12 protein-coding genes are annotated in these 12,953 nt (G+C 62.2%); 8 read left to right on the top strand and 4 right to left on the bottom strand.

Features of this window, described 5'->3' with window-relative positions:
- The first annotated feature begins 104 nt into the window (after window positions 1-104).
- The gene (locus tag ACTAQJ_RS19430; RefSeq protein WP_498698597.1) at window positions 105-548 is read left to right on the top strand and encodes an SRPBCC family protein; all 444 of its coding nucleotides are present in this window, start codon (window positions 105-107) and stop codon (window positions 546-548) included.
- Window positions 549-563: 15 nt separating this feature from the next.
- Here ACTAQJ_RS19430 and ACTAQJ_RS19435 read toward each other — a convergent pair whose 3' ends face one another.
- Window positions 564-2,279, bottom strand: coding sequence for a CAP domain-containing protein (locus tag ACTAQJ_RS19435; protein WP_498698599.1), 1,716 nt, complete (start codon window positions 2,277-2,279; stop codon window positions 564-566).
- A 398-nt stretch (window positions 2,280-2,677) separates the two neighbouring features.
- Here ACTAQJ_RS19435 and dcd point away from each other — a divergent pair, with 398 nt between their 5' ends.
- Window positions 2,678-3,253, top strand: a complete 576-nt coding sequence (gene dcd, locus ACTAQJ_RS19440; protein ID WP_216927188.1) for a dCTP deaminase — start codon at window positions 2,678-2,680, stop codon at window positions 3,251-3,253.
- Between the two features lie 47 nt (window positions 3,254-3,300).
- On the opposite strand, the gene ACTAQJ_RS19445 is transcribed toward dcd, so the two are convergent.
- The 3 genes from ACTAQJ_RS19445 to ACTAQJ_RS19455 all read right to left on the bottom strand — a co-directional run bounded on the left by ACTAQJ_RS19445 (window position 3,301) and on the right by ACTAQJ_RS19455 (window position 6,456).
- Window positions 3,301-4,500: a cation:proton antiporter gene (locus tag ACTAQJ_RS19445; RefSeq protein ID WP_498698601.1), complete on the bottom strand. Its 1,200-nt coding sequence runs from the start codon at window positions 4,498-4,500 to the stop codon at window positions 3,301-3,303.
- A gap of 6 nt (window positions 4,501-4,506) precedes the next feature.
- Entirely contained in the window at window positions 4,507-4,989 is a 483-nt protein-coding gene (locus ACTAQJ_RS19450; RefSeq protein WP_431116887.1) for a cation:proton antiporter regulatory subunit, read from the bottom strand.
- Between the two features lie 63 nt (window positions 4,990-5,052).
- Window positions 5,053-6,456: an MFS transporter gene (locus ACTAQJ_RS19455; protein ID WP_498698605.1), complete on the bottom strand. Its 1,404-nt coding sequence runs from the start codon at window positions 6,454-6,456 to the stop codon at window positions 5,053-5,055.
- Between the two features lie 203 nt (window positions 6,457-6,659).
- Here ACTAQJ_RS19455 and ACTAQJ_RS19460 point away from each other — a divergent pair, with 203 nt between their 5' ends.
- Genes ACTAQJ_RS19460 through mnhG form a run of 6 tightly spaced genes read left to right on the top strand, consistent with a single transcriptional unit; the run spans window position 6,660 to window position 12,941 of the window.
- Window positions 6,660-9,662 carry a Na+/H+ antiporter subunit A gene (locus ACTAQJ_RS19460; RefSeq protein WP_498698606.1) on the top strand — a complete coding sequence of 1,001 codons (3,003 nt, stop codon included), beginning with the start codon at window positions 6,660-6,662 and terminating at the stop codon, window positions 9,660-9,662.
- Window positions 9,659-10,159: a Na(+)/H(+) antiporter subunit C gene (locus ACTAQJ_RS19465; RefSeq protein WP_477514025.1), complete on the top strand. Its 501-nt coding sequence runs from the start codon at window positions 9,659-9,661 to the stop codon at window positions 10,157-10,159. Before ACTAQJ_RS19460 ends, ACTAQJ_RS19465 begins: the two co-directional genes overlap by 4 nt.
- Window positions 10,156-11,724, top strand: coding sequence for a Na+/H+ antiporter subunit D (locus tag ACTAQJ_RS19470; protein ID WP_431116883.1), 1,569 nt, complete (start codon window positions 10,156-10,158; stop codon window positions 11,722-11,724). Before ACTAQJ_RS19465 ends, ACTAQJ_RS19470 begins: the two co-directional genes overlap by 4 nt.
- The gene (locus ACTAQJ_RS19475; protein ID WP_498698609.1) at window positions 11,721-12,287 is read left to right on the top strand and encodes a Na+/H+ antiporter subunit E; all 567 of its coding nucleotides are present in this window, start codon (window positions 11,721-11,723) and stop codon (window positions 12,285-12,287) included. Before ACTAQJ_RS19470 ends, ACTAQJ_RS19475 begins: the two co-directional genes overlap by 4 nt.
- Window positions 12,284-12,562, top strand: coding sequence for an MrpF/PhaF family protein (locus tag ACTAQJ_RS19480; protein WP_431116881.1), 279 nt, complete (start codon window positions 12,284-12,286; stop codon window positions 12,560-12,562). Before ACTAQJ_RS19475 ends, ACTAQJ_RS19480 begins: the two co-directional genes overlap by 4 nt.
- Complete coding sequence (gene mnhG / locus ACTAQJ_RS19485) at window positions 12,552-12,941, top strand: monovalent cation/H(+) antiporter subunit G (protein ID WP_431116880.1); 390 nt, start codon at window positions 12,552-12,554, stop codon at window positions 12,939-12,941. The genes ACTAQJ_RS19480 and mnhG overlap by 11 nt, the downstream gene beginning before the upstream one ends.
- The last annotated feature ends 12 nt before the right edge of the window (window positions 12,942-12,953 follow it).

Here is a 12,953-nt window from a genome sequence, read left to right on the forward strand (position 1 = left end):
GTCGTGTGTCGCAGGGAAGCGCGGCTGACTATTCTGAAGGTGTTAGCTGCAGTGTATGGGGAACCGGGCTACGACATTCGAACCGTACGCCGAAAGAGGTTTCCGTGGCATTTGCAGCTTACGAAGTGGTGATCAGCCGGGATGCCATGACCGTTTATGGATTCCTGATGGATGGTATGAACAACTCCCTCTGGCGTTCCGGCATCCGCAGCATCTCGCTCCGATCCGGTGTTCGCGGCCAGAAGGGCGCGGTCTATCAGCAGACGCTGACTGGGCCGGGAGGACGGCCCATCGCGGCTGACTTCCAGATCACCGAGGCTCGACCGGGCGCGGAAGTGCGCTTCGCAGTGGTGGCCGGACCCGCCCGGCCCACGGGCGGCTATTACCTCAGCACCGAGGGCAAGACGACGCGGCTCAGGTTCGCGCTGGAGTACCATCCCAAGGGCTTGCAAAAACTCATGAACGGCATGATCCAGAAGACCATGGAAAGCGAAGTTGCCCAGTTGGAGCAACTCAAGACTGTCATTGAGTCCGATCCGGCGGTTTGACTCCTGGGCGATTGCCTACTGGGCGAGCTTGAAGCCGCTCCAACCGCCACCGACGCTGACCGGCGTCGTCAGTCCTCCCGAGGTGAGGTCCCAATACTCCAATACTCCATTGGTGCCCAGGCCCGCGACGCCCGTCGTGTTTGCGCCAGTCACTCCTTGAAGTGAACGCAAGCCGGAGTAGTCGGTCCAGGCCGCACCCACCACAGGCCTGGCCTCCTGCTTCGGGATGGCCAGCCCACTGCCGCGATACAGCCTCAGATATCCGTTGGGCTCGACCGTGAGGAGATCCTGGAAACCATCGGCGTTGTAGTCCACCATGCTGAGCCGGACGGCCTTGTTCCCTGTTCCGATTGCCGCCTGGGTCCGTATGTACGTCATTCCGGAATTCTTGTAGAACCAGAGCCCGCCGGATGGATCCATGGCCACAATTTGTGGGAGGCGGTTGTTTGCGCACCAATTACCCACGGCTATGTTCAGGGACTCCCACCCCTGGCCCAGGACTCCGGGCGATCCGAAGCCGCCTGACTGCCTGCCCGGGTACACCAGGAGCGCTCCGTCCAGACGTTGGGCGATGAGGTCAAAGACGCCGTCGCGGTCCCAATCGGATACGAACAACTCCTTGAGTCCGGTGAAACCGACTCCTATCTTGCGGGCGGCGCCGTACTTGGCGTTACCCAACGATGGGTAGGAATAAACCGTTCCCTCCGGGCTGATGGATACAAGGTCTGCAGCGCTGCGGATGGCCGCCGCGCTGAGATCCACGGTAGGCGGCTGGTACTTGCCGCCGGGTTCGCACACACCCACAGGATCCGTGGGCGGCGTGACCGTCCCGCCAGGCCGCGTGGTGGTTCCGGCGGGCAGCGTGGTGTAGCCGAAGAAGTTCACCACACCCCACAGCGTGTAGCGGTTGGGCGTCGTTTGCCAATTGCCGTCGGTGTACGTGATTCCAATGCCCATCACATTGAAGCGTGGATCGCGCAGCAGGGCGTCATGACCGGGGGAGCCCTTCCACCACTCCACCAGTTGGGCAGCGTCACGATCCCATCGGACGGCAATGACCTCACCAGCGCCGTTGTTCGGGTTGAGCGCACGCGGATCCGTCCAAAAGTTCGCCCTGTGTTGGATCACTTCACGGCTGGCGATGCTGTTCGACCATTCCTGCGCCATGCTCGCCACCGTTGCGTGATACTTCACCGGGGCCAGGCCCAAAGAAGCGCGGTAGCTGTTGATGGCGTTGAACACGGTCAGGATGGCCGCGGTGTTGTCGTCCGGGAGAAGCGCGAGGGCACCGTTGTCCGGATCCGCATCGCTGGTCGGGGTCTTCCCGGGGAAGGGGGTGGGTGAGGGTGTGGGCGTGGAGGTCGGTGAAGATGGAGTGGGCGTGGGTGGGGCTGGCGTTGGTGACGGAGTGGATGCCGTTTGTGACGGGGACGGCGTTTGAGTCTGTGAGGGGGCTGGCGATGGCGTTTGAGTCGGTGGCGGCGTTGGCGTGGGTGACTCCGACGGGCCAGGTCCTGCAGCGGGTGCAGTTGGCGTCGGAACCGACGTGGGGGAAGCCGACGACGGTGCAGACGCGGCGGGAGGACCGGGGGCGGCTGGTTCGGTGGCCTCTGGATTCCCGGAGGGAGTGCCGTCCGAGGAGGGACCGTCCGGGCCCCATGAAGGCCCGATGTTGGGCACCGGAGGGGGCGTCTCAACAGTCGGATCTACTGCGATTGGTCTAGTCGGCACAATGTTTTCGGAACCGGGACTCGTCCCCGAACCCGGGCCCGGCGTAGGGCCGTCGTCAGCTTCCTCGCTGGCGGTGGGGGTCGCGTCCAAAGGGGCGGGGTCCGGCGTCGTATTTGTTTCAGGAACCGTGAGGCTGGAAGGGACACTGCCCGAAGAAGTAGTGCCGCCGCCCGGTAGGGACTCTGTCGCTGGCAGGATCTGGCTGGACGCGGCTACCAATATGGCAAGCGCGCCAGCCAGCACGATAGCCGCAGGCGCTGACAATTTCCCCACAATTACCCCGCGAATGCTCGTTGCCCCCAAGTACGGGCGCGGCTTTACATGTCCGGGAACTATAGTCCCATGGGGCGGCCCGGACAATGCATGGCCCGGACAATGCATGGGGTATTTTTGATGCTGTGCTGATCTCTGACCGCGATATTCGTGCCGAAATAGACTCCCAACGGATTGTCCTTGAACCGTACGATCCCGCGATGGTTCAGCCGTCTTCCGTGGACGTGCGGATTGACCGGTTTTTCCGGCTCTTCGACAACCACAAATATGCCCACATCGACCCCGCCGAGGAGCAGCCCGAACTGACCCGGCTGGTGGAGGTGGAAGGCAATGAGCCTTTCATCCTTCACCCGGGTGAATTCGTACTGGGCTCAACGTACGAAACCGTCAGCCTGCCCGATGACATCGCTGCCCGGCTTGAGGGCAAGTCTTCCCTCGGCCGGCTTGGTTTGTTGACGCACTCCACCGCCGGCTTCATCGATCCGGGCTTCTCCGGACACGTCACGCTTGAACTTTCCAACGTGGCGACGCTGCCTATCAAGCTGTGGCCGGGCATGAAGATCGGCCAGTTGTGCTTCTTCCGCCTGACGTCCTCAGCGGAACACCCCTACGGTTCCGGTGAGTACGGCAACCGCTACCAGGGCCAGCGCGGACCGACCGCCAGCCGAAGCCACCAGAATTTCCACCGGACTGCCATCTAGCCGGAAACAGACTGGGCGTCAGGCGCAAACCGTCAGGCGCTGACCAGTCAGGCCGTGGCGCGCTCGGCAGCCCGCGGCGGTGTGCGGGGGCTCCTGCGCAGTGCCTTGACCACAGGCTCCACGAAGCGAGCGGCCAGCGGACCCGTGATGGCCATGATGAGGACGTAAGCCGTAGCCAAGGCTGCGACCTCGTCCGGTACGGCTCCCGAGGCCACCGCCAGGCCAGCAATGACGATGGAGAATTCACCACGCGCAATCAGGGCCGCTCCCGCACGGAAGCGGCCCGGCATTGCGATGCCTGCACGTTTGGCTGCCCAGAATCCCGTGAACATTTTGGTGGCAGTTGTCAGCAGGGCGAGCAGCAGTGCCCAGCCCAGGACCGGTGGGATGGACGTGGGGTCCGTGTTGAGGCCGAAGGCGACGAAGAAGATTGCGGCAAACAAGTCCCTCAGGGGTTCAAGGATGCGGGTAGCGTTGTGGGCCGTGGCACCGGAGATGGCGATGCCCAACATGAATGCACCCACTGCGGCTGAGACCTGGAGGGCGGAGGCGATGCCGGCTACCAGGAGCGCCAGGCCGAGCACGTTCAGCAGAAACACTTCCGAGTTCTCGCTGTGAACGGCTTGGGAGACGCGGTGCCCATGTTTGAGCGCGATCATCAGGACCACCGTGACCACCGCCAGCGCGATGCCCACCGTCTGCAGGCCACCCAGGAACCCGACACCCGCCAGGATGGCAGTAAGAATGGGCAGGTAAATGGCCATGGCGAGGTCCTCGAAAACGAGGATGGAAAGCACCACGGGAGTTTCGCGGTTACCGATCCGGCCGAGGTCAGTGATGACCTTCGCCGCGATTCCTGAGGACGAGATATAAGTAACGCCACCCATCACGATGGCGCCCACAAGTCCCCAGCCCAGAAGAACGGCAATCCCGGCGCCGGGCAGGAAATTCAGGACGAAGTCCAGGACGCCGGCCTGCCATGAACGTCTGAGTCCGGTGACCAGTTCAGATGCGGTGTATTCCAACCCGAGCATCAACAGCAGCAGGATGACGCCGATTTCGCCGGAAAGATGGGCGAATTCATGCATGCCATCCAATTTGACGAAGCCGCCTGCACCGAAGGCCAAGCCACCCACCAGGTAAAGCGGAATGGGAGACATGCCGATCCGGCCCGCTAGTCGAGCAAGGAGACCGAGGCAGAAGACGACGGCCCCCAGTTCAACGAGGGCTAGTGCGAGCGGATCCATTGCGGGTCAGCCGTTGCGGAGGATATCGGCCGCCGAGTCGAGGCCTTCCTGGGTGCCAACCGCAACGAGCAAATCACCTATGTGAAGTACGACGTCGGGTGCGGGCGAGGGGACGACCTCGCCTTCGCGCATAATCGCAACGATCGAAACGCCACTGCGGGTACGCACCTGGGCTTTGCCCATGGGCTGGTTCACGAACGGGGAATCAGGCGTAATGGAGAACTGGCGGGTCACGATGCCGGGTATCTCCCGGTGCTCTTCTGCCAGGCGCATGGCGATGTGCTGCCCGCCCAAGAGGTTGCCCAGGGTTGCGGCTTCATCGGCCGTGAGGGGAATGGAAGCCTGGCAGGTGTCCGGGTCATCCCATGTGGACACGAAGAGCTCGGTTTCGCCTTCGCGAAGCTCCACGACACCGATGCGACGGCCCGAGGCCGTGACGAAATCCTTACGGACCCCAAGGCCCGGGAGTTCAGTCTCATCCACGTTCATATCTCCACCCTAACTCTGTTGTACCGTCTGGTACGGAGTTCGTATTCAGCCGGTCTTATGTAGTTAACGTTCTGGTACCACGGCTATTTCCACCTTGGTGGGCGGCTTCACTGGCAGGATCACCAGGAGGCCGGCAAGCAGGACAACCATAATGCCGAGGATGCCCCATCGCTGGGCTCCACCTTCTTCAACAATCGGAGCGGCAATTGTGATGCACAGGGTGAAGAGGGTGGGTGCCAGGAAACTGACAGCCCGGCCCGTGGTGGCGTAGAGCCCGAAGAGTTCTCCCGACTCGCCCTCGGGGGCGAGCCTGGCCAGGAACGCCCTTGACGAAGACTGGGCTGGGCCAACAAAAAGGCACAGCAGCAGGCCGAAGATCCAGAACGTATTGGCGGCAGGCCAGCTGTTTCCAAAGAACACGTAGTTTCCATTGCCGAGAACCAGGATGAACGTTCCCGCGATCAGCAGACCCACCAAGGAAAGCACGATGACTGCCTTGGGACCGATCTTGTCGTCAAGGAAGCCCCCGATGATGGCGCCAACCGCTGCCACGACGTTGCCGAAAATGGCGAAGAAGATCACTTCCTTAAGTTCGAAACCAAAGGTCCCGGCCGCGATCACCCCGCCGAACGTGAAGACTGCAGCAAGGCCATCGCGGAAGATCGCGCTGGACAGCAGGAAGTAAATGGTGTGGGGACTGGTGCGATAGATCGCCACGATGCGCCGCAGCAGCAGCCTGTACGACGCTATGAAGCCCAAGGACGCGGTGTCCTTCTTCACGGAAACTTCCGGAACGGCGAACAGCACGGGCAGGGCGAAAATGAAGAACCACAGGGCGGAGAAAATGGCCACAAGCCGGATGTTCAGTGATTCTTCAGTGGATGCACCGAACCATTCGAAAGACGGCTGGACGAAGAGTTGCAGGACCAGCAACAACGCCACAATCCCACCGAGGTATCCCATACCCCAGCCAAAACCGCTGACCTTGCCGATGTTTTTGGGTGTGGAGATTTGGGCCAGCATGGCGTTGTAGTTCACGCCGGCGAACTCAAAGAAGATGTTGGCGAGCGCGATCAGGCAGACACCAAGGAGAAGGAATCCCGGCTGCGGGAACACGAAGAAGCACAGGGCCGTGAGGACGGCTGTGGCCGCAGTGTTGACTCCGAGCCAGAGCTTGCGCCGGCCGCCGGCATCCGAACGTTGGCCGGTCACCGGTGCCAGCAACGCGATGGCCAAGCCCGCTACGGCCAAAGCAGCACCAAGTGCGGCAGATGCAGCGTCCTCGCCGCCGAAGGCAGACGAGGTCAGGTAAACGGTGAAGACGAACGTGGTCATGATGGCGTTAAAGGCAGCCGAGCCCCAGTCCCAGGACGCCCACGCAAGGATTTGGCCCTTCTTGGAGGAAGCAGGTCCGGAGGCAAGCTCGGATGCTGGGTGGGAGGCTTCGGGAACTGCGGCCGCGTTCATAGCCTGAATGCTATCGGGACTCTGACAGTGGCGGGCAGATGACAGACCGCTATGTGAATAACGCAGGGGGAATTCATCCCCTGGCCCCATCGGCTCCGGCCAAAAACTGTCCGGGCCCCTTGATAAACTGGTCCAACTGAACCCAACGTATGACCGCCTGCTCCAACTTTTGACAATTCGTTTCTGACTTTGCGGAGAAAACAGTGATCACAGTTCTCGCCATCACCTTTGTAGCGGCAACTGTGGCGCCCTTGATCTTCAGCAAACTTGGTCGGAACGCCTTCTATGTCCTGGCAGCGGTTCCTGCCGCGGCCTTCGTTTGGCTGGTTCTCCAGCACGCTCCCGTATATTCCGGTGGCGGCATAGAAGAAGTATTCCCCTGGATTCCGAACCTGAAGCTCGAGTTTGCCTTCAGGATGGACGCACTCGCCTGGGTCATGTCACTTCTCATCCTCGGTGTTGGCTCCCTGGTGCTGGTCTATTGCGCCAGGTACTTCACGAACAAGGACGCTGGGCTCGGTGGGTTCGGCGCCCAACTCCTGGCTTTTGCCGGCGCCATGTTCGGCCTGGTGACGTCCGATGACCTCCTGATGATGTTCATCTTCTGGGAGCTCACCACTGTCTTGTCCTACCTGCTCATCGGCTATGCCCGCACCCGCCTGGCCGCTCGGCGTTCTGCCCTGCAGGCGCTGATGGTTACCACGGCGGGCGGGCTGGCGATGTTGGTGGGTCTCATCATCCTGGGCCAAGCCGCAGGAACCTACCGGATCTCCACCATCCTGGACCAAGCCGGGACGCTCGTTAACGGCACCACAAGTGGGATGGTGGGGGCCGCCGTCGTTCTCGTCCTGGTGGGTGCCGTGACCAAATCGGCGCTGGTCCCCTTCCACTTCTGGCTTCCGGGTGCCATGGCGGCTCCAACGCCGGTGAGCGCCTACCTGCATGCCGCAGCCATGGTGAAGGCCGGTATTTACATCGTCGCGCGCCTGGCGCCGGGTTTCGCGGAATCGCAGTTCTGGCTCCCGATGGTCCTGGGCCTCGGCTTGGCCACTATGTTGGTGGGCGGATACCGAGCCCTCCGCCAGACCGATATCAAGCTCATCCTGGCCTACGGAACGGTGAGCCAACTGGGCTTCCTCACGATGGTGGTGGGCCTGGGCAGACCTGACGCCGCCCTTGCCGGGCTTGGTCTTCTGCTGGCCCACGGCTTGTTCAAGGCTGCGCTGTTCCTGGTGGTCGGCATCATCGACCACCAGTCCGGGACACGCGATATCCGGAAACTCTCCGGCGTCTTCCGCTCCTCACGAGCCCTCGGGGTTGTGGCCGCGATTGCGGCCGCCTCCATGGCGGGGGTGCCGCCGCTGGCGGGTTTCGTGGCCAAGGAGTCCGTCTTTGAAGCCTTCGTGCACTATGGAAATGGCCAGGACGCGCCTGTCTGGGGCATCTGGATCCTCGTCGGGCTCGTGATCGGTTCCATCCTCACCTTCGCGTACAGCGCCCGCTTCATGTGGGGTGCCTTTGCCACGAAGCCGGGTATTGAACGCACGCCATTCAAGGCCATCAAGCCCGCCTTCCTTGCCGCGCCAGCGCTCCTGAGTTTCCTCACCATTGTTTACGGGCTGTGGCCCGCGCCGGTGGATAGTTGGATCCAGCCTTACGCAGCGCTGTTTGGGGGCGGAGAGGAAGCCGTCGACGCCGGACATCTGGCTTTGTGGCATGGGCTCACTCCCGCCTTGGGCCTCACCGCGATCACCTTCGTAGCCGGTGCCGCAATGTTCTACGGCCGCAACGTTGTTTCACGCCTGCAAAGCCTGGTTCCCGATTGGGTGGATGGCGACCGCGCCTACCAACACACGATTGGCGCTTTGGACGACGTCGCAGTGTGGGTGACGGGACGCACCCAGCGTGGTTCGCTGTATTTCTATCTGACGGTCATCCTCACGGTTGCCTTCGCAGTGCCGCTCGCGGCTCTGCTTCTGAACAACAAGCCGTTACCCGACGGCGTCTATTTCATCGATCCGAACTCTCCGTTGCAGTTGATCGCGGGAGTGGGCATCGTGGTGGGCGCCTTGGCTGCTGTCCGCGCCAACAAGCGCTTCCTGGCGGTGCTCATGGTGTCTGTTACTGGCTACGGCATCGCGCTCATGTTCGCCCTGCAAGGTGCGCCTGATCTCGCACTGACCCAGATGCTGGTGGAGACCATCGTGCTGGTGGCCTTCGTTTTGGCAATGCGCAGCCTACCCGCCGAACTACGGGACCGAACGGGTGGCCGACTCCGGGTAATCCGCGTGATCGTAGGTGCCGCCTTCGGCATCACCATGATCTTTGTTGCCATCTACGCCATGGGTGCCCGTGTTGCCACGCCTGTCTCCCTTGAATTCCCACGCCTGGCCTACGAAGGCGGCGGTGGCCTGAACGTGGTCAACGTGACCCTCGTGGACATCCGCGCATGGGACACCTTCGGCGAAATCTCGGTCCTTGCCGTAGCCGCAACCGGCGTTGCAAGCCTGATCTTCGTGCGCAGCCGCGGCGATCGCATCAAAACCTCAGAGGCGGTGCCGGAAGGCAGTGTGGGGCGGCGCACCGGCGTCGACCGTGACTCCCGCGACGGTGCCCGGCTGGCCGTTGCGAGGAAGTTCACGGACGTAACCCGGGATGCCTGGCTCGTTGCAGGCAGGACGCTGGCCCCCGAGCGGAGGTCCATCATCTTCGAAGTGGTCACCAGGCTGATTTTCCACTCCATGATCGTCTTTTCCATCTATCTTCTCCTTGCGGGCCACAACCTGCCCGGGGGCGGCTTCGCAGGCGGCCTGACCGCAGGCCTAGCCCTCACCATCCGCTACCTCGCCGGGGGACGCTTCGAGTTGAGCGAGGCGGCGACAGTGAGTGCCGGAACGCTGTTGGGGACGGGACTTGCGACGGCGGCAGCGTCCGGTTTCGTGCCTCTCCTCCTGGGCGGACAGGTGTTCCAGAGCGCCATTATCGAGTTTTGGCTGCCCGTATTCGGGGACGTCAAGTTCGTCACGTCCACGATCTTCGACATCGGCGTCTACATCGTGGTGGTGGGCTTGGCGCTCGACGTTCTACGCAGCCTGGGCGCCGAGATCGACGAACATTTTGAAGAGAAGGGGGCGAAGGCCGGAAAGACCAGAGTCGCCGAGTCTGCGCCCGCTGAAACTGCCGCGTCCGGGAAGGGCAACCCATGAGCATCAACCTGACCCTCCTGATCGTCATGGGTGTGCTGTATGCCTGCGGCATTTACCTGATTTTGGAGCGGAGCCTGACGCGCGTCCTGCTTGGCTTGATGCTGCTTGCCAACGCCACCAACCTGCTGATCCTCAGTACGGGAGGGTACGCCGGCCTGGCTCCTCTGTTCGACAAGGAAACAGCCTCCAGTGAGTACAACGACCCCCTGCCACAGGCGTTGATCCTCACATCCATCGTCATTTCATTCGCCGTCACCGCCTTCATGCTTGGCATCATCTACCGGACCTGGGCCCTGGCACGGCAAGACGAGATCCAGGATGACATCGAAGACCGCCGCGTAGCCCGGACTCCGAGCTTCGACGCGGAAGACGACGCCATTGTCCCGCTGGAAACATCGGAGTTCGCGATCACTCCGGCCAGCCCCGAAGACCGTGCCCAACCGGACGCGACCGAAAAGCCCAACACGGTAAGAACCAAGGAAGGAGGCAGCGCGTGAATCTCGCAAACCTGTCGCCACTGGCTGTCCTCCTACCGATCCTCGGCGCAGCCCTGGCGTTCGTGCTGATCCGGCACACGGCTGCGCAGCGGGTAGTCAGCATCGTGATCCTCAGCGCGACACTCCTGCTCGAATGCCTGCTCCTGGCGTCCGTGTGGGAGGGAGGCACTACATCCGTCACGCTGGGTGGTTGGCTGCCGCCGTGGGGCGTGGTGTTGGTGGTGGATCAGTTCTCCTCGCTCATGCTGGTGGTTTCCACCGTGGTAAGCCTCGCCGTCCTGATCTACGCCACCGGCCAAGGCATGGCCGACGGCGACCAGGAAGCGCCCGTCTCGATCTTCCACCCCACCTATCTGATCCTGGTGGCGGGCGTATCCAATGCCTTCCTGACAGGTGACCTTTTCAACCTGTACGTGGGTTTCGAAATCCTGCTGACGGCGAGCTATGTGCTGATGACCCTTGGCGGGACGGGGCCCCGCATCCGTGCCGGCGTCACGTACGTGGTGGTGTCCGTGGTGTCGTCGGTCCTGTTCCTCATCGCTATCGCCATGATCTACGGAGCGACAGGGACCATCACCATGGCGGACCTCGCCATCAAGCTGGCCGAGCTGGATCAAGGAACCCAGAATCTGCTGCACGTGATGCTGCTGGTGGCGTTCGGAATCAAGGCGGCCGTGTTCCCGCTGTCGTTCTGGCTTCCAGACTCTTATCCAACCGCACCCGCCCCTGTCACAGCCGTGTTTGCCGGTTTGCTGACCAAGGTGGGTGTTTACGCCATGGTCCGCACCGAGACGCTCCTCTTTCCCGGCGACACCCTCAACGTGCCCTTAATGGTGGTGGCGCTGCTGACCATGGTGGTGGGCATCCTGGGTGCCTTGGCGCAGAGCGACATCAAACGTCTCTTGTCCTTCACCCTGGTCAGCCACATCGGTTACATGGTGTTCGGCTTGGCAATGTCGTCTGTCATGGGCCTTGGCGCGGCCGTCTTCTACGTGGCGCACCACATCACCGTGCAGACCAGCCTGTTCCTGGTAACCGGCCTGATTGAGCGGCGGGGCGGTTCCTCGTCCATTGACCGCTTGGGTGGCCTGGCCAAGCTCTCGCCACTCCTTGCCCTGTTGTTCTTCGTCCCGGCGATGAACCTTGCGGGCATCCCGCCGTTCTCGGGTTTCCTGGGCAAGCTCGGGCTCCTCCAGGCGGGCGTGCAACTGGGTACGCCGCTGGCCATCGTTTTGGTAGTGGGCGGCGTCGTCACCAGCCTCCTGACCTTGTTGGCAATTGCCCGTGTTTGGAACAGGGCATTTTGGCGCAAGCCCGAGGACGCCGAGTACCCTGATCCGGTGCTTCAGGCCCCAGGCAACGTGGGGGTACTTCCCCGGACAATGGTGGGCTCCACCGCGGGCCTTGTGGCCTTCGGTGTTGCGCTCACAGTCTTTGCGGGCCCACTCTTCCACCTCGCCGACGGCTCGGCGGAAATCATGTTGGACCGCACTGCCTACATCCATTCAGTCCTGGGGGACTCCGCACAGGTGCCAGCAGTGGGTCAGTCAGGGGCTGCCAAATGAGCCGAAAACCAATCTCCTTCCGCACTGAACTGCCACTGCTGGTATGGCTGGTCATCGTCTGGGGAGCCCTGTGGCGGGACTTCAGCCCGGGCAACCTGCTGTTCGGTGTGCTCATCGCTGTGCTCGTCGCCAAGTTCTTCTATCTTCCGCCGGTGGAGCTTAGCGGCAGGTTCAATGTTCTCCGAGCCATTTCCTTCGCCATGGTATTCCTGGGCAAAGTGGCGGCAGCGAGCTTCCTGGTCCTCTACCTGGCCGTAGTGAAGGGGCCAAAGGTGCGTAGCGCCGTCGTCGCTGTTCCGTTGCGCAGCCATTCGGACCTCATCGTGACGGCAACCGGGCACGTAATCTCCCTGATCCCGGGCTCGCTGGTGGTGGAAGTGGACCGCTCGACGTCCACGCTTTACCTGCACGCGCTCAATATTTACGAGGAAGCCGGAATCGCCAAGATCCGTCAGGAAGTCCAGAACATCGAGGCCACGCTGATCCGGATCATGGGAACGCGCGAGGAACTCGACGCACTCCAGGCTGAACCCGGTCCGAGCTTGGAAGGGGCAGCTCTGTGAAAGAACTCGTTCTGCTGGTGACGGCTGTCATCCTGAGCTTGGCTGCTGTGGGAGCGATCATCCGCATCGCCATCGGCCCCTCTTTGTTGGACCGCGTTTTGGCATCGGATGTCCTGCTGGCCATTCTTGGCGCCGCGCTTGCGATCGATATGGCGATGAACCGGCACCTGAATAACCTGGTGTTACTCGTGGCTCTCGCGGTGATCGGCTTCGTCGGCTCCGTAACATTTGCTCGATTTGTGGCCGATCGGAGGGATCACAGCAATGACTCCTGAAACCACTGGTGTGGATGCCGTGATCGACGCCGTGACGGCCGTGTTTCTTGTGGTGGGTGCCCTGATGTCGCTCGGCGCCGCGATTGGTCTTTTGCGTTTTCCCGATCTCATGAGCCGCATGCACGCGGCAACCAAGCCGCAGGTCCTGGGCCTTTTTCTCATGCTTGCGGCCATGGGTCTGCAAATGCGCACATGGTGGGTTTGGCCGGTTCTCGTGGTGGCCTGGATTTTCCAGCTACTCACCGCACCGGTCTCCGCACACATGGTGGGCCGCTCCGCTTACCGAACCAAGCATGGGCACCGCGAACTGCTCACCAAGGATGAGCTTGAAGCGGTTGTCCAAAGGGCGGCCGGCGACGGTTCCACGCCGGACGCTTAGGATTCCCGCGTT

It is taken from the genome of Arthrobacter sp. alpha11c, assembly GCF_054149985.1.